Genomic DNA, 16,099 nt, shown 5'->3' with positions numbered 1-16,099 from the left:
TCACGAGCCCAGAAGGTGGTTGAGGCCGCCCGCCCGGCCGGCCTCACCGTCCCCAATGCCACGCGAGCAGCAGCGCGTACAGGGCCATCGACGCGACGTAGAGCGCCGCAAGCAGTGCGTAGCCCGCGATCTGGCGACTGATCGTCGCCTTCGGCGTCACCCACCAGTCGAGCGCCCTGAAGGCGGCGGGCACCAGCCACCAGCCGAGCAACTGGGTGCTGACGAGATTGCCGACGAACAGCGATAGCCAGACCGGCACGCCATGACTGTCGATCAGCGGCCGGCTGATGAAGTAGCCCCAGAGATAGACCACGGGATAGAGCACCAGCAGGACGATCAGGTTGCTCTTCCAGATGAAGCCCGGCCCTTGCTCGGGAGCCGGCGTCTTGCCGGCCGGGAACCAGAAATTGAATCCGTAGCTCGCTCGCTTCACGTTCATGCCGGCATTGAAGCGTTCGCCCTCCTTCAGCAGGGTCTGCCGCAACGGCGAGTCGAGCCACGCATTGAGATTGGCATCAGAGTCGAACGACAGGATGATGATCCATTCGTCGTGCAGGCCCGGAATCGGCCGCTCGATCTTGTGGCGCAGGAAACCCTTGAACTCGGCCTCCGCGGCCTGGATGCGCTGCTGCCATTTCAGGAACGCATCCTCGAGCCCATCAGGGACTTTGAACGAGATGACGGCCGAGACCGCGCTGTCGCGCTGAACGCCGGTGTCGGGCAGGATATGGACGTCCTCCGAACCGACGAAGAAGCGCTGCACTTCCGCGATGAGTCGTGCCCGCACATCGCTCTGGAGCCAGGCGCGTGCTGCGGAGGGGCTGGAGAAACGCAGTATCGTCACCCAGTCCACATGCGCCGGCGGTCGCGGCGGCACCACCTCCTGGCCGAGAAAGCCGGGCCAAGCCTCGAGCACCTCGCCGACCTCGCCGTTCCAGCGTGCGAACGCAGCAAAGCCATCGTCGGCAATGCGGCGTTGGATGACGAGTGCGACCGGCTGGCCGGCCGCGTCAGGAGTTGCGCTCATTGGCAGCCGTCCGCTTCAGCTCTTCTTGTAGAGACGCTTGCCCATCACCCAGGTCTCGTCGACGCAGCGATCGTCGCCGACCATCATGACGGCAAACAGCATGCTCGCGGCCTCGTCCATCGTGCGCGGGCTCCCGCCATCGGCGATCAGCGACTGATGCCACGCTTGCGCGGCCTGTCCGCCGTTCGGATCGAGGGCGACGAAATCAGCTTCCTTGCCGGGCTCGAAATTGCCGAGCTTGTCGTCGATGTAAAGACCTTCGGCACCGCCGAGCGTGATCGACCAGAATCCGCGATAGGGCGAGAGCTTGTTGCGCTCGGCCTCGGCAAGATCCTTCCGCGTGGGATCGATGCTGCCGTCGAGCAGCGTGTTGTTGCACATGCCGACCTTGTAGGCGTCGTCGAGCACGGAGATCATCGAGAAGCGATTGCCGCCGCCGACGTCGGTGCCGAACGACATCTTCACGCGATGTTCGGGATCGGTGGCGCGGCCGAGCCGGAACAGGCCGCTGCCGAGGAACAGGTTCGAGCACGGGCAGAACACCACCGCGGCGCCCTTCTTCGACATGCGGCGGAATTCGTTGTTGGAGAGATAGACGCCGTGGCCGCCGGAGAACTTTGGACCGACCAGGTCGAACTTCTCGTAGACGCCGAGATAGTCCTGGCAGTCCGGATGCTCGACCAGCACGCCGCTGCATTCGGCCGGGTTCTCGGAGATGTGGGTGTTGACCCAGCAGTCCGGGTGTTCGTGCTTGAGGCGCTGACACGCTCTCAGCAATTCCGGCGAGGCACCGAAGGCAAAGCGCGGCGTGATGGCGTAGAGGTTGCGGCCCTTGTTGTGGTACTGCGCAATCAGCCGCTTGCTGTCGCGATAGAAATTGTCAGGAGTATCGATGAAATCGGCCGGCGCGTTGCGGTCGATCCCGGTGAGGCCCGCGATGACGCGCATGTTGCGTCTGCTCGCTTCCTCGAACAACTCTTCGGTCGAGACCGGCGAGGAACTGGTAAAGGCCTGGCAGGTGGTGGTGCCGGAAGCGAGCAGCGCATCGAGGAAACGCTTCACGCCCTCGCGCGCGTAGTTGCGATCCCGGTATTTGAGCTCTTCCGGATAGACCCACTTCTGGAGCCACGGCAGCAACTGCTCGCCATAGGCCCCCAACACGCGGGTCTGCGGCAGATGGATGTGGCCGTCGATGAAGCCCGGAACGATGATGCGGTCCTTGATGTGGGTGATCTCCACGCCCGGATGCGCGGCGGAGATCTTGTCATAAGGGCCGAACGCCTTGATCACGCCGTCGGTGGCGACCATGAGGCCATCCTGGTGAAAGCGCGCCGCGGCCTGCTCGTCGCCGACGTGCTTCCAGGGATCGTCGACGAAGTCGAAGAACGTGCCGCGAATGGCAACGGTGGTCATGATTGGTTCCTCCCTTAAGTCTGTGAGTGGCGCGCCGATGGCAGCGAGATCGCGAGCAGCGTTCCGGCGACGGCGCAGAGGCCGAGATACAGCCATCCGAGCGGCGCCTGCGTTGCTTCAGGCAGCACCGCCGCGATCGCCATGGCGCCGCTCACCGCGAGATAGCAGAGCGCGCTGATCAGGCCGCCGATCAGGCCGTGGTCGCGCTCGAACAGGCCGAGCGCCATGCCGTACATCATCGGGCACAGCACGCCGCAGCCGCCGAGCACCAGCGCGCCGCCGATCGTGATCGACGCAAAATCGAGGCCCAGCGTCATGCCTGTTACGGTCAGGACGGCGGCGCCGGCGAGGAATAGCGCGAAGGCGCCGAAGCCCATCACGCGGGCCGGCATGAAGCGCGCGAAGTGCGCGCAACCCAGTTCGCCGGCGAGATTGACGCCGCCAAGGCCGAGCGCGACGAGGCCGTAGATGGCCGCCGAATAGCCGAGGCCAGTCTGGTAGAAGAACGGCGCGACGACGCCGAATGCCAGTTGCGCGCTGGCGACAGCGGCGAAGACCAGCACGAAAGCCAGGAAGCCCCGACGAACGAGCGCCTCGCGCAAGATACCGGCAGTGCGGCGCGGATCGAACGGTGCACGCCGTTCCGCTGGCAACGTTTCAGGCAGAAGGAATACGACGATCGTGGCAACGATCGCCGCGGCGATCGCAATGACCACGAAGACGCCGCGCCACGACGTCAGCTCGACGATGAAGCCGCCGGCTGCCGGCGCAAGCACGGGCGCCAATCCCCATGCGGCTCCAAGCAGACCCGAGATCGCAGTGAGCTCGCGCCCGCGGAAGCAATCGGCGGCGACCGCATAGGCGACAACGAGGCAGGTGCAGCCGCAGATGCCTTGCAGGAAGCGCAAGCCAAGCAGCAGCGAGGCGCTGGTGGCCAGCGCGCAGGCGATGCTCATCGCGATCAGCACCGACAGCCCTGCGAGCAGGACGTTGCGGCGGCCGAGCGTGTCGGAGGCGATGCCGACCGGCACCAGGGCAAGGCTCATGCCGAGCATGTAGGCGGTGACGGTGTTCTGCATCGACGCCGCGTCGGCGGCGAGATCCACCACCATCTGCGGCAGGCCGGGCGTATAGGCATCGAGCGGAATCTGGCTGAACGGCACGACGCACAGCAGGATCGGCACGATCCCGCCCTTCGCGCGGCCGGTGTCCGAAGCAAGTGCAGTCATCGCTCACGCCCCCTCGATGCCCGCAGGTCCCCGTCTTTTCGTGCGCGCAATGAGAGGCGACGATGCAGGTTGCGGATCTTGACGCGCGGAGCGTGCCAGAACTGTGTATAAAAACTCTTAGGAGGTCCCGTCGCGATACGGAATCTGACAGCTGATGCTGTGGCCGCGGAGCGCGCCGACAAAAAACGCGAAAACAACCCCATGCAAAGTAGAAATCACTGAAGAATTTCGTCCGCCGCGACTCTTGCCCTGTCGGCACGAAGGTTTGACTCGTCGGGCAAAACAGGCGCAGAATGACAACATCGCCAATTGCGAGTTCGTCGTTGCACCGACGCCATTAACCGCTCGGAAGGCATCGCTGCTTCCGATACGCGGCCGGCGCTGGCCGGGCGAAGGTCAGAGCAAGAATCCCTCGAGAGCTCCGAGAAACTGCCGCGGCGATTGAAGCTGCGGCACGTGCGCGCATCCTGGAATGATCTTGAGCTCAGCGTGCGGCAATCCAGCGGCCAGCTCGTGCGACATCGGCGGAGGCGTTGCTTCGTCGTGCTCGCCGACCAGAACGAGGACCGGAACTTTCACCGCGGCAAGCTCGGCGCGGAGATCGAGGCTAGCCAACGCCTCACATGCGCTGCGAAACACATCGGGATCGGTCCGTAAGAATGCGGCGCGACGATCCTGCATCAGGTCGGGGTGCCGCTCCTGAAACTCGGGCGCGAACAGGCGCCGCATCGCGACGTCAGTGATGGCCTCCAGCCCCTTTGCCCGAGACACCTTTGCCATGTTGCGAAATGCCTCGCGTCCGGGCTCCGAAAAGGCCGCGCCGCAATCAGCGAGAACAAGCCGGCTGGCGATCTCCGGATGCCGGATCGCCATCTGCAGGGCGACGAAGCCGCCATAGCCATTGCCGAGCACGATCGACGGCGCGCCGCCCGCGGCATCCCGCACAGCCTCTGCCATCCGGTCCGCGACAGCAGCAAGTCCGCCCTCGACCGTGCGTGAACGGCCGAACCCGGGCAGCTCCGGCGCGATGGTCTGAAACGATCCCGCAAGCTCCGGCGCGATCGCATCGAAGCTGGCCCGATCCGATAGCAGCGAATGGAAAAGAAACAGCGGAGGTCCTTCGCCCGCCTGCGCGGCGTTGACGGTCCCGTTGGCAAGAAGCCTGTCCATATTCGGTCTTTCCCTAGCTTCGTCGGTGGCTGGCATGCCGCGGAGGCCATTGATTGATAAATCAACTGTCAGGGAATTCAAGCATTTGCCTCTTGACGTGAAATATCAGGATTGTCAGATTATGGCCAACGAGGTCCAAAGAATCATGCTTTTGCGCGAAAATATCTACGATCTTCTCAGAGCTGATATTTTAGCCTGCCGGCTTACGCCGGGCGATGAAATGCGCGAGCAAGACCTTGCCGAGCGCTATTCGGTGAGCCGGCAGCCGGTTCGGGATGCGCTCCTGCGGCTCCAGCGCGAGCACCTCGTGACGGTGCAGCCGCGCCAGGGCTACCGAGTGACGCCGATCTCGCTCTCCGATGCCCGCGACCTCCTGCGCTTCCGACTCGCACTGGAGCCGGCCTGCGTCGCAGAGGCGATCGAAAGCGCATCCGACAGCGTCTTGAAATCGCTCGACGAATTCCGCCGCTTCGCGGGCAATCACGAGGACTTCATCGCCTACAATCGCGGCTTCCACACTGCGCTGGCCCATGCCTCCGGCAATCGCCGCATGGCAACGGCGCTGTGCGACCTGATCGGCCAGGCCGACCGGCTGGTCCGTGTCAGCATTTCCAACCTGAAGGGCCACGACCCCGCAAAGCTCGTCGCAGAGCACGTCGCACTGATCGACGCCATGCAGCAGCGCGAAACGCGCACCGCGGCGCGCATCATCAAGGCCCACATCGGGGACACCGAAAAGCGCGTTCTGCCGGCGCTCAAGCGCAACGCCGTCATCGTCGAAGAGAGGTCATCATGAACGTTCCCTCGAAGCCCGCGTCGATCGACGTCGAAACCCTCGGCAATTTCATCGATGGACGGGAAGTCGAAGCCGGAGACGGCGCGATGCTGGACGTCCGCAATCCCGCGACCGGCGATGTCATTGCCCGCATTCCCAATTCAACCGCCGAAGACATCGACCGCGCGATGAAGAGCGCGCGTGCAGCCTTCGAAGGCAAGGCCTGGGGCGGCATGGACACCCGCGCCAGGGCCAGACTGGTCAACAAGCTCGCCGATGCGTTCGAGGCCAATCTCGACAGCCTGTATCGGCTCGAGACTCTCAACAACGGCCGCCCGGTCAACGAGACCCGCGCCCAGCTCTCCCGCCTGCCCGATTTCTTCCGCTACTTCGCCGGCCTCGCTTTGTCGCGCCGTGACTCCGTGATCCCCGTCGAAGGCGCCTATCTGAACTACACGCTCCGCACCCCCATCGGCATCGTCGCCAATTGCACCCCGTTCAATCACCCCCTGATGATCCTGTGCAAGTCGCTCGCCGTGGTGCTGGCAACCGGGTGCGTCACCGTGGTGAAGCCGTCCGAATACACGCCGCTCACGACCTTGAAGCTCGCGCAGATCTTCACGGAAGCAGGCCTGCCGCCCGGCGTCTTCAATATCGTGCTCGGCCTCGGCCCCACCGCCGGCAAGATGCTGGCCGAACACGGCGACATCAACAAGCTGGTCCTGACCGGCGGCACGGAGGCCGGCCGCATCGCCGGCAGCGCGGCCGCAAAGGTGTTCGCGCATCAGACCATGGAACTCGGCGGCAAGACGCCGGTGATGGTGTTCGACGATTTCGACGTGGACCGCGCCGTCAACTATGCCGCGTTCGGCGCCTTCATCGGCGCCGGGCAGACCTGCGTCTGCGCCTCGCGCCACATCGTCCAGGCCTCGATCTACGACGAGTTCGTGGAGAAGCTGCAGGCCAAGACCCGCACGATCCGCGTCGGCGATCCCTTCGATCCCAGCACCCAGATGGGCCCCGTGATCTCGGCCAAGCAGCGCGACCGCGTTCTCACCTATGCAGGCTATGGTCACGCCGACGGCGCGCGTCTCGTCACCGGCGGCGTTGCCGCCAAGGTGCCGGGCCACGACAACGGATATTTCGTCGAGCCGACGGTCTTCGCCGACGTCAAATCGGACATGCGCATCTTCCAGGAGGAAGTGTTCGGTCCCTTCACCTCGGTGACACCGTTCAAGGACGAGGCCGATGCGCTCCGGCTCGCCAACGACTCGCCGTTCGGCCTCGCCGCAGCGATCCGTACCCGCGACGTCGCCCGCGCTCACCGTGTCGCCGCCGCGGTCAAGGCCGGCATCGTCTGGATCAACGATCATCACCGCCTCGACCCGGCCTCGCCCTGGGGCGGCGTCGACGATTCCGGCATCGGCCGCGAATGCGGCGCCGAAAGCTTCAACGACCATTTCAACACCAAGAGCGTGATGGTCGCGACCCACGAGCAGCCGTTCGACTGGTATCGCGACACGGCCAATCAGAAGCGGCTGAACTAGCAAAACTGCACCCGGCCGACCGCCCATAGAAGGCGGGCCGCATCAACCAGAATGACAGTCAAGGGAGAGCGTCAATGTCGACATCGGTAAACGCGGGCAGCCGTCTCGATCGGCTGCCGATCGGTCCATTCCACCGCCGCATCATGCTGCTGATCGGCATCGGAATGTTCTTCGACGGTTTCGACATCTACATTGCCGGGACGGTGCTCAGCGTCACGCTGAAATCAGGCTTTTCGACGCTCGCTCAGAACGCGGCCTTCATCTCCGCGACGTTCGTCGGCATGATGCTGGGATCGTTCGGCACCGGCTTCCTCGGCGACCGCCATGGACGTCGCTTCACCTATCAGTTCAATCTGCTCCTTTTCGGCATCGCTTCCCTTGCCGCGGCATTCGCGCCGAACATGGCCTTCCTGATCGCCTGCCGCTTCGTGATGGGCGTCGGGCTCGGCGCGGAGAACGTCGTCGGCTATTCGACGATGACGGAGTTCGTGCCCGCCCGCACCCGCGGCAAATGGCTCGGCCTCACCGCCGTATGCGTCGTGACGGGCCTGCCAGCGGCACTTTTGATCGCATCCGTGCTCGTTCCGCAATTCGGCTGGCGCTCGATGTTCGTGCTCGGCGGCATCGGCGCGCTCGTCGTCTGGTACATGCGCAAGTCGCTGCCGGAATCCCCGCGCTGGCTCGAAGCCGTGGGACGCACCGCCGAGGCGGAAGCGTTGATGCAGGCGATCGAGAAGGAAGCGGCGCAAGGACAGCCCTTGCCTGCTCCAGCGCCCACGACACCCGCTCCGGTCGCTCCCGATCTCGGCACGTTGTTCACTGCGCCCTTGCTGTCGCGGATGATCGTCGGCGCCGTCTGCCTGATCACGATCAACACCCTGCTCTATGGCTTCGTGACCTGGCTGCCCGTGTTCTTCGTCAAGCAGGGCCTGTCGGTCGCGACATCGTTCGGCTATTCGCTGCTGATGGCGCTCGGCGCGCCGATCGGCGCGGCCATCGGCGCATTGACCGCCGACCGCTGGGGCCGCAAGCCAACGATCATCGGCGCGTCGCTGATCTCGGTGGCGCTGGGCATGCTCTATCCCATGATCTCGGATCCGATCCTGCTGCCGGCCGTGGGCTTCGCACTGACGGTGCCGATTTATGTCCTGGTCGCGCTCCTGTTCGGCATCTACGTTCCAGAGCTGTTTCCGACCGAGGTCCGGCTGCGTGCGTCAGGCATCGTCAATACGCTGGGGCGCGGCGCCACGATCGTCACGCCGTTCCTGGTCGTGTCGCTGTTCGAATCGCGCGGCATGGCAGGCGTCATGGCCCTGATGATCGGCTTGCTCGTGGTGCAGATCGTCACGGTCTGGGTACTCGGCATCGAGCCCCGACATCGCAGCCTCGAGGAGCTGAAGGCGGAGGAGACTCCGGCGCCGGTCCTCAAGGAAGCGTCCTGAGAGGCCTTCGGACGAGCGCGGCCTGCATGGTTCGAGACGCCCGCTTGCGGCGGGCTCCTCACCATGAGGGTCTGACATCTGGCTACATAACGCCACCTCATCCTCAGGCCCTCCGTAGGCGTGCGTCGCGAAGGACTGGGGCGCAGGCAGCTTGCCACCCCGACCGATGGGCAGATCTGCGAGATAGCTACGTCTTGTCGGCCGATTGCGCTTCCACCGCCTGGACGGCGACATCAGCGACCTGCCGCAGCGCTTCGCGGTCCGCGCCCGAGGACGCCATCACGCCCATGCCGACCGACACCGCGGAGACATAACGCGCAAGCGCGGCGGGATCGGAGGTTGGCTTGAGATCGCCTTCGGCCTTGGCGCGAATGAAACGGTCGCGGAGCTGGTCCTCGTTCTGGGCGCGGCGCGCGGCCAATTCGAAAGGGACGTTCTCGGAGCCGGTGCCGCAGGCGATGCCGCCTTGCACCAGCAGGCAGCCGGGCGGATTGGCAGGATCGGTCTGCTTGTCGGCGATGCCCATCAACATCCGCTTGGCGACGGCGCGGGCGGTGGGGGCTGCCACCACCTCCTCCATCCAGATGTTGCGCAGCTTGGTGTAGCGGTCGAGCGCGGCCTTCAGCAGGCCCTCCTTGTTGCCGAAGCAGGCGTAGAGACTGGGCGGGTTGATGCCCATGGCCTCGGTGAGCTGGGCAATGGTCGCGCCCTCATAGCCATGGCGCCAAAACACTTCCATCGCCTGGTCCAACGCCATTTCGGCGTCGAATTCGCGGGGGCGTCCCATGCCCATGTGCCTGTCTCCTCGGAATTCGCGTTCTGCAGAAGGCTTAACGTCGATTCCTAACTATTTGTTCTAATTCTACTTTCCCAGGGCCTTCCAATTCTTGCGGTATGCCGCTACAATTTTCTTAGTGAATGGTACATAAGTATCTTGCACCGCGGTATCCAGCTCCACATCTGTAGTGAACACTACATATCTGGAGCGCGCAAATGCCCCCCTCCCAAAACACTTCCCGCACCGGCCGTTTCCGCCGCCTTCTGGGCGGCATCGCCATCGTGGGCGCCCTCGCCGCGGCCGGCTCGATTGCGACCGGCCGCTATTTTCACGCGGCGCAAGCGACGGCACCGGCCGCCGCGGCCGAACAAGCCGTTTCCGTCACCGTCGCGATGATCGAGCCACGGCAGACCGTGCTGTGGGACGACTTCTCCGGCCGGCTGGAGGCCATCCACCGCGTCGAACTCCGTCCGCGCGTTGCGGGTGCGATCCTGTCGGCGAACTTCACCGAAGGGGCGCTGGTGAAGGCCGGCGACGTGCTGTTCAAGATAGATCCCGCCCCTTATGCGGCCGAGGTCGACAAGGCCGCGGCCCAGCTCGAAGCTGCGAAAGCGCGCGTCGTCTTCACCCAGAGCGAGCTCGAGCGCGGTGCGCAGCTCGTCGGCAACGCCGTGGTGACGCGCCGCGACTATGACCAGCGCGACAACGCCAACCGCGAAGCCATCGCCAATGTGAAGGCGGCCGAGGCGACGCTCCAGACCGCAAAGCTCAATCTCGACTACACCGAGGTGCGCGCTCCCGTGGACGGCCGCGTCGGCAAGATCGAGGTCACCGTCGGCAATCTCGTCGCCGCCGGCACCGCGTCCCCGGTCTTGACCTCGCTGGTCTCGATCAATCCGATCTACGCCTCGTTCGATGCGGATGAAGAGCTCGTGCTGCGCGCGCTGAACTCGATCGCGGATGCCTCCGGCAGGCGCGGCGAGCTCGACCAGATCCCGGTCGAGATGACCACGTCGGGCGGCCTGTCCGCGAAGGGCCACATCCAGCTCATCGATAACCAGGTCAACGGCCAGAGCGGCACCATCCGTGTCCGCGCGGTATTCCGCAACGAGGACGGGCGCCTCATCCCCGGCCAGTTCGCCCGCGTGCGCATGGGCCAGCCGAAACAGCAGGCACTGGTGATGATCGACGAGCGCGCGATCGGCACCGACCAGGACAAGAAGTTCGTGATGGCGGTCGGCGACGACAACCGCGCCGTCTACCGGCCAGTCACGCTCGGCGGCACCGTCGATGGGCTTCGTATCGTCACCTCGGGTCTGAAGTCCGGCGAGCGCATCGTCGTGAACGGACTACAGCGTGTGCGTCCCGGTGCCCTGCTCAAGACGGAGATCGCCGCAATGGGTGCGCGCGGGCGGCAAGCGGCCTCCAACCACAGCAACAAGGACGTGGTGCAACGCTAACACTCTTCGTCATCCCGGGGCGCGCGTAGCGCGAACCCGGGATCTCGAGATTTAGATACTCCGATCTTCTCACTTCTGGATTCCGGGTTCGCGCGCGATGCGCGCGCCCCGGAATGACGGTGAAACGGTCGGAGTTCGGGAAGATATGCCCAGGGGCAAAACCAATGAATCTCTCGAAGTTTTTCATCGACCGTCCGATCTTCGCCGGCGTGCTGTCGGTGCTGATCTTCCTCGCCGGCCTGATCTCGCTGTTCGCGATGCCGATCTCGGAATACCCGGACGTGGTGCCGCCCTCGGTCGTGGTGCGCGCGACCTATCCCGGCGCCAATCCCAAGGTGATCGCGGAGACGGTGGCAACCCCGATCGAGGAGCAGATCAACGGCGTCGAGAACATGCTCTACATGTCGAGCCAGGCGACCACCGACGGCGCGATGACGCTGACGGTGACGTTCCGGCTCGGCACCGATCCCGACAAGGCGACGCAGCTGGTGCAGAACCGCGTGCAGCAGGCCGAGCCGCGCCTGCCGTCCGTGGTGCGCCAGCTCGGCATCATCACCAAGAAGTCGTCGCCCGACCTCACCATGGTCGTGCACCTGCTGTCGCCGAACGGCCGGTACGACATGACTTACTTGCGCAACTACGCCGTGCTCAACGTCAAGGACCGCCTCGCGCGGATCGACGGCGTCGGCGACGTGCAACTTTATGGTGCCGGCGACTATTCGATGCGGGTCTGGGTCGATCCGCAGAAGGCCGCCGAGCACGGCCTGACCGCGAGCGACATCGTGCGCGCGATCCAGGCGCAGAACGTCGAGGCCGCCGCCGGCGTGGTCGGCTCCTCCCCGAACGTCAAGGGGATCGACCTGCAATTGTCGATCAATGCGGAAGGCCGGCTCGCGAATGAGGAGCAGTTCGGCGACATCGTGGTCAAAACCGGCGCACGCGGCGAGGTCGTACGCTTGCGCGACGTCGCGCGCGTCGAGCTTGGCGCCTCCGAATACGGCCTGCGCTCGCTGCTCGACAACAAGCAGGCGGTGGCGATCCCGATCTTCCAGGCGCCCGGCTCCAACGCGCTGCAGATTTCCGACAACGTTCGCGCCACCATGGCCGAGATCAAGAAGAACATGCCCGAGGGCGTGTCCTACCAGATCGTCTACGACCCCACCCAGTTCGTGCGTTCCTCGATTGAAGCCGTCATCCACACGCTGCTGGAGGCCATCGCCCTTGTCGTTCTGGTGGTGATCCTGTTCCTCCAGACCTGGCGCGCCTCGATCATCCCGCTCCTGGCCGTGCCGGTGTCGATCGTCGGCACGTTCGCGGTGATGCACGTGTTCGGCTTCTCCATCAACGCGCTCAGCCTGTTCGGCCTGGTGCTCGCGATCGGCATCGTCGTCGACGACGCCATCGTCGTGGTCGAGAATGTCGAGCGCAACATCGAGGCCGGCCTGTCGCCGCGCGATGCCACGTACCAGGCGATGCGCGAGGTGTCGGGTCCGATCATCGCGATCGCCATGGTGCTGATCGCAGTGTTCGTGCCGCTGGCCTTCATCTCCGGCCTCACCGGGCAGTTCTACAAGCAGTTCGCGCTGACGATCGCGATCTCGACCGTGATCTCGGCCGTCAACTCGCTGACGCTGTCGCCGGCGCTGTCGGCGCTGCTGCTCAAGGGCCACAACGAGCCGAAGGACAAGCTGACGCTGGTCATGGAAAAGAGCCTCGGCTGGTTCTTCCGCGGCTTCAACAAGGCCTTCACGCGCTCCTCCGAGAACTACAGCGGCAGCGTTGGCAAGGTGATCTCGGGCAAGGCCGCCGTGATGGGCCTCTACGTGGTCCTCGTCGGCATCACTGCCCTCTTGTTCCAGCAGGTGCCGAGCGGCTTCGTGCCGGGGCAGGACAAGCAGTACCTGGTCGGCTTCGCCCGCCTGCCCGATGGCGCGACGCTCGACCGGACGGAAGAAGTCATCCGCAAGATGAGCGACATCGCGCTGACCCAGCCCGGCGTCGAGAGCTCGGTGGCATTCCCGGGCCTGTCGATCTCCGGCTTCACCAACTCGTCCAACGCCGGCATCGTGTTCTCGACGCTGAAGCCATTCGACGAACGCAAGGATCCCTCGCTCAGCGGTCCCGCCATCGCGGCCGAGCTGAACAAGAAGTACGCGGGCATCCAGGAAGCCTTCATCGCCATGTTCCCGCCGCCGCCGGTCAACGGCCTCGGCACCATCGGCGGCTTCAAGCTGCAGATCGAGGACCGCGCCGGTCTCGGCTATGACGCCTTGAACGAAGCGACGAACGCATTCATGGCTGCAATGCAGAAGGCACCGGAGATCGCCGGCGTGTTCTCGAGCTTCCAGGTCAACGTGCCCCAGCTGTTCGCCGACATCGACCGCACCAAGGCGCTTCAGCTTGGCGTGCCCGTGACGGAGGTGTTCAACACGCTCCAGATCTACCTGGGCTCCTATTACGTCAACGACTTCAACAAGTTCGGCCGCACCTATTCCGTTCGGGTTCAAGCCGACGCGCCGTTCCGCGCCCGCGCCGACGACATCAGGCAGTTGAAGGTGCGCTCGTCCTCGGGCGACATGGTGCCGTTGTCCGCGCTGCTCACGATCCGCCAGAGCGCGGGTCCGGAGCGCGCGATCCGCTACAACGGCTTCCTGTCCTCGGACATCAACGCGGCGGCCGCGCCCGGCTTTTCATCGGGCCAGGCGCAGGAGGCGGCGACGCGGATCGCCGCAGAGGTGCTGCCGCCGGGCTTTGCCTTCGAATGGACCGACCTGACCTATCAGGAGTTCATCGCCGGCAATTCCGGCATCTGGGTCTTCCCGCTGGCGATCCTGTTGGTGTTCCTGGTGCTGGCCGCGCTCTATGAGAGCCTGACCCTGCCGCTCTCGATCATCATGATCGTGCCGATGGGCCTCCTGGCAGCGATGTTCGGCGTCTGGATCTCCAAGGGCGACAACAACGTCTTCACCCAGATCGGCCTCATCGTGCTGGTCGGCCTCTCCGCCAAGAACGCGATCCTGATCGTCGAATTCGCGCGGGAGCTCGAATTCGCAGGCCGCACGCCGATCCGGGCCGCGATCGAGGCGAGCCGCTTAAGGCTGCGTCCGATCCTGATGACGTCGATGGCGTTCATCATGGGCGTCCTGCCGCTGGTGCTCTCGACCGGCGCCGGTTCGGAAATGCGGCGAGCCATGGGCGTTGCCGTATTCTCGGGCATGATCGGCGTCACCGTGTTCGGCCTGTTCCTGACGCCGGTGTTCTATGTGCTGCTCAGAACCGTCACCGGCATGAAGCCGCTGATTCATCATGGCAGCGACATCAGTGCGGCGCCGGTCCACGGACCTGCCGAGTGAACCGCGTCCCGCCGCGGCACGCCCCCGGCGGGACCAACAAGATCGGATCGATTATTTCCGATTCTCTTCGCAGAATTTCAGCGCCGCCAGCGCCTCGCCGGCACGCGGGATCTGCATCTCGATGCTGTCGTCATCGTCGTCCTCGAAATCCAGCGTAAGGCGCTTGGCCTTCGCGAGCCGATCCATGATCGATTGGTCGTAGGCGAAAATGCCGCGCACGGTGGTCTTGTCCATGACCTCCCACTTGGCCTTCTTCATGATGTCGGCGTCATCGGTGCCGAGGTCGGCCCGGAGGACCTCGCCGGACCTATCCCATTCCCAGCCATCGTAGATCATCACGATCACGATCGCCTGCTCGGAATAGGTGATCACGATGACGTAGTCGCGGTTCTCGTCATCCTTGTCCTTGTAGCCGCGGCTCGCATTGCAATGCGTGTCCTGCGCGCGCCTCTCGATGGTCCAGTCGCCGACTTTGGATTGTTGCGCAAGGGAGGGGCCGGCGCTCAAGATGCCTGCAAGCAATGCAGCGCCGCGACTGAATCGACTCATATCGGCCTCCAGCACGCTGCCCCGTGCTGAGATGATCACCTCTGTCGGCGGCTCGCAAGGATTTCAGTCGCCCGCACAGAACGCGGCTGTGCCCTACCCCTGCCGCGGCACGATCGCGATCGGAGTAAAGGTGTAAACCTCCTCGCCGTTCTGGTTGAACATGGTCCATTTCACCAGCGCTATGCCCTGCGGCTTCGACTTGGACGGCGTCAGGCTCATGACTTCGCCGACCAGATGCAGCCGGTCGTCGGGGCGCACCGGCATCGTCCAGCGCAGGCCGTCGACACCGGCGCCAATGAGCGGATGCGGGCCGAACGGGCGGGTCTGGATTGCGAGGTTCATGGCGATCGCGGCGGTGTGCCATCCTGAGGCGGCAAGCCCCTTGAACAGGGTCGTCTTGGCGGCCTCGTGATCGAGATGCATCGGCTGCGGATCGAACTCGGCGGCAAAGCGCTTGATGTCGGCCTCGGTGACCACAACTTCGGGGGACTTGAACCGCATTCCGACGGTGAGATCGTCGAACCACTCGACCTGCGCCATGATTTTGCCTCGCAGTATGATGCGCCGCCTCGGAGAGGCTGCCTAGAGGGCTTGGGCAATGACGGGATATAGCGGGCTCGCACCGCGTAAACCAGCGCCGGGTTCCGCGCGAAACCCCTTTCCCGATGCGACGAAACACGCCTGAAACAGATCGCCGGTTAAGTGGTTGTCAAAATAAGTACAGGGACGGCCACCATGCAATTCATCCTCGACCTGATCTACGAATACTCCTGCTGCCAGAACCTCGTCGCCCAGCCGCTACGGGAGGACGAACTATGATCGAGTTGATCTCAGCCCTGCTCGCCCTTTGCAGCGTCGGCGTCTTCGCGGCGCATGCGCTGGACGCCTACCGCTCCACGCATTACTGACGCCTCGGCCTTCCCGGCGCTAGAAGGGCCGGCGGTAGAAATGCTCGGAATGCGTGGCCGGCGGAAACCGGTTGGCGAGCGCCAGCGCTCCCCTCTCGTCCGTCTCGAGCGCGATCTTCTGCGCCAGCATCACGTCGCCTGGCACCAGGAAGCCTGACGGAACGAAGCACCAACCCATCGTGGCGCGCCCGTCGCCGTCGATCTCGTGCACATTGGCGGCCGTGCCGTAGTGGATGCGATAGGTTCTGCCGGTATCGCAGCCGACGACGTCGAAATACCGGTGCTGCTCGAACTGAACGCGCTGCGCCGGCGACAGCCATTCGGCCAGCAGCCGGCGGCCGCGCGCGTCCGGCGTGTTCTCGCCGAAGAAGCGGCGGTAGAGTTCACGCAGCGCATGCAGACGCGCACGCGCCGGCGCGCGGAGCCAAACTGCCGCGATCATGGGCAG

General features: G+C 64.6%; 13 protein-coding genes. 5 read left to right on the top strand and 8 right to left on the bottom strand.

Annotated features, from left to right (window positions below; all coding sequences use genetic code 11):
• Positions 1-43 precede the first annotated feature (43 nt).
• From H1B27_RS09700 to H1B27_RS09685, 4 genes are all read right to left on the bottom strand, one after another.
• A complete protein-coding gene (locus H1B27_RS09700) occupies positions 44-1,027 on the bottom strand; it encodes an antibiotic biosynthesis monooxygenase (protein ID WP_197965897.1) in 984 nt (327 codons plus the stop codon).
• A 15-nt stretch (positions 1,028-1,042) separates the two neighbouring features.
• Positions 1,043-2,440, bottom strand: coding sequence for a guanine deaminase (guaD, locus tag H1B27_RS09695; protein ID WP_197965896.1), 1,398 nt, complete (start codon positions 2,438-2,440; stop codon positions 1,043-1,045).
• Between the two features lie 14 nt (positions 2,441-2,454).
• Positions 2,455-3,669, bottom strand: coding sequence for a multidrug effflux MFS transporter (locus H1B27_RS09690; RefSeq protein ID WP_197965895.1), 1,215 nt, complete (start codon positions 3,667-3,669; stop codon positions 2,455-2,457).
• A 396-nt stretch (positions 3,670-4,065) separates the two neighbouring features.
• Positions 4,066-4,839, bottom strand: a complete 774-nt coding sequence (locus H1B27_RS09685) for an alpha/beta fold hydrolase (RefSeq protein ID WP_197965894.1) — start codon at positions 4,837-4,839, stop codon at positions 4,066-4,068.
• A 145-nt stretch (positions 4,840-4,984) separates the two neighbouring features.
• Here H1B27_RS09685 and H1B27_RS09680 point away from each other — a divergent pair, with 145 nt between their 5' ends.
• The 3 genes from H1B27_RS09680 (at position 4,985) to H1B27_RS09670 (ending at position 8,603) form a co-directional block, all read left to right on the top strand.
• Complete coding sequence (locus H1B27_RS09680; RefSeq protein WP_197965970.1) at positions 4,985-5,635, top strand: GntR family transcriptional regulator; 651 nt, start codon at positions 4,985-4,987, stop codon at positions 5,633-5,635.
• Complete coding sequence (locus tag H1B27_RS09675) at positions 5,632-7,161, top strand: aldehyde dehydrogenase (protein WP_197965893.1); 1,530 nt, start codon at positions 5,632-5,634, stop codon at positions 7,159-7,161. The genes H1B27_RS09680 and H1B27_RS09675 overlap by 4 nt, the downstream gene beginning before the upstream one ends.
• A gap of 74 nt (positions 7,162-7,235) precedes the next feature.
• The gene (locus tag H1B27_RS09670) at positions 7,236-8,603 is read left to right on the top strand and encodes an MFS transporter (protein WP_197965892.1); all 1,368 of its coding nucleotides are present in this window, start codon (positions 7,236-7,238) and stop codon (positions 8,601-8,603) included.
• Positions 8,604-8,790: 187 nt separating this feature from the next.
• Here the strand turns inward: H1B27_RS09670 and H1B27_RS09665 are convergent, their stop codons facing one another.
• Positions 8,791-9,396 carry a TetR/AcrR family transcriptional regulator gene (locus tag H1B27_RS09665; protein WP_197965891.1) on the bottom strand — a complete coding sequence of 202 codons (606 nt, stop codon included), beginning with the start codon at positions 9,394-9,396 and terminating at the stop codon, positions 8,791-8,793.
• A 200-nt stretch (positions 9,397-9,596) separates the two neighbouring features.
• Here H1B27_RS09665 and H1B27_RS09660 point away from each other — a divergent pair, with 200 nt between their 5' ends.
• Together H1B27_RS09660 and H1B27_RS09655 are read left to right on the top strand one after the other, a co-directional pair.
• Positions 9,597-10,841: an efflux RND transporter periplasmic adaptor subunit gene (locus H1B27_RS09660; protein ID WP_197965890.1), complete on the top strand. Its 1,245-nt coding sequence runs from the start codon at positions 9,597-9,599 to the stop codon at positions 10,839-10,841.
• A 164-nt stretch (positions 10,842-11,005) separates the two neighbouring features.
• Positions 11,006-14,194: an efflux RND transporter permease subunit gene (locus H1B27_RS09655; RefSeq protein ID WP_197965889.1), complete on the top strand. Its 3,189-nt coding sequence runs from the start codon at positions 11,006-11,008 to the stop codon at positions 14,192-14,194.
• Between the two features lie 51 nt (positions 14,195-14,245).
• On the opposite strand, the gene H1B27_RS09650 is transcribed toward H1B27_RS09655, so the two are convergent.
• From H1B27_RS09650 to H1B27_RS09640, 3 genes are all read right to left on the bottom strand, one after another.
• Entirely contained in the window at positions 14,246-14,743 is a 498-nt protein-coding gene (locus H1B27_RS09650; RefSeq protein WP_197965888.1) for a hypothetical protein, read from the bottom strand.
• A 93-nt stretch (positions 14,744-14,836) separates the two neighbouring features.
• Entirely contained in the window at positions 14,837-15,283 is a 447-nt protein-coding gene (locus H1B27_RS09645) for a MaoC family dehydratase (protein ID WP_061877650.1), read from the bottom strand.
• Positions 15,284-15,670: 387 nt separating this feature from the next.
• Positions 15,671-16,093 (bottom strand): hypothetical protein, encoded by a 423-nt coding sequence (locus H1B27_RS09640; RefSeq protein WP_061877651.1) that lies wholly within the window; start codon positions 16,091-16,093, stop codon positions 15,671-15,673.
• Between the last annotated feature and the right edge of the window lie 6 nt (positions 16,094-16,099).

Origin of the sequence: Bradyrhizobium diversitatis (genome assembly GCF_016031635.1) — a bacterium.
GTDB classification, from domain to species: Bacteria; Pseudomonadota; Alphaproteobacteria; order Rhizobiales; family Xanthobacteraceae; genus Bradyrhizobium; species Bradyrhizobium diversitatis.
The sequence above is the reverse complement of the archived record's forward strand: the minus strand, read 5'-3'. Positions and strand labels throughout refer to the sequence as shown.

Excerpts from the sequence above, each read along its gene's own strand:
- H1B27_RS09645 (WP_061877650.1), bottom strand. The coding sequence starts at position 15,283 with ATGGCGCAGGTCGAGTGGTTCGACGATCTCACCGTCGGAATGCGGTTC.
- H1B27_RS09650 (WP_197965888.1), bottom strand. The coding sequence starts at position 14,743 with ATGAGTCGATTCAGTCGCGGCGCTGCATTGCTTGCAGGCATCTTGAGC.
- H1B27_RS09680 (WP_197965970.1), top strand. The coding sequence starts at position 4,985 with ATGCTTTTGCGCGAAAATATCTACGATCTTCTCAGAGCTGATATTTTA.
- H1B27_RS09700 (WP_197965897.1), bottom strand. The coding sequence starts at position 1,027 with ATGAGCGCAACTCCTGACGCGGCCGGCCAGCCGGTCGCACTCGTCATC.
- H1B27_RS09685 (WP_197965894.1), bottom strand. The coding sequence starts at position 4,839 with ATGGACAGGCTTCTTGCCAACGGGACCGTCAACGCCGCGCAGGCGGGC.
- H1B27_RS09665 (WP_197965891.1), bottom strand. The coding sequence starts at position 9,396 with ATGGGCATGGGACGCCCCCGCGAATTCGACGCCGAAATGGCGTTGGAC.
- H1B27_RS09675 (WP_197965893.1), top strand. The coding sequence starts at position 5,632 with ATGAACGTTCCCTCGAAGCCCGCGTCGATCGACGTCGAAACCCTCGGC.
- H1B27_RS09640 (WP_061877651.1), bottom strand. The coding sequence starts at position 16,093 with ATGATCGCGGCAGTTTGGCTCCGCGCGCCGGCGCGTGCGCGTCTGCAT.
- H1B27_RS09660 (WP_197965890.1), top strand. The coding sequence starts at position 9,597 with ATGCCCCCCTCCCAAAACACTTCCCGCACCGGCCGTTTCCGCCGCCTT.
- H1B27_RS09690 (WP_197965895.1), bottom strand. The coding sequence starts at position 3,669 with ATGACTGCACTTGCTTCGGACACCGGCCGCGCGAAGGGCGGGATCGTG.
- guaD (WP_197965896.1), bottom strand. The coding sequence starts at position 2,440 with ATGACCACCGTTGCCATTCGCGGCACGTTCTTCGACTTCGTCGACGAT.
- H1B27_RS09655 (WP_197965889.1), top strand. The coding sequence starts at position 11,006 with ATGAATCTCTCGAAGTTTTTCATCGACCGTCCGATCTTCGCCGGCGTG.
- H1B27_RS09670 (WP_197965892.1), top strand. The coding sequence starts at position 7,236 with ATGTCGACATCGGTAAACGCGGGCAGCCGTCTCGATCGGCTGCCGATC.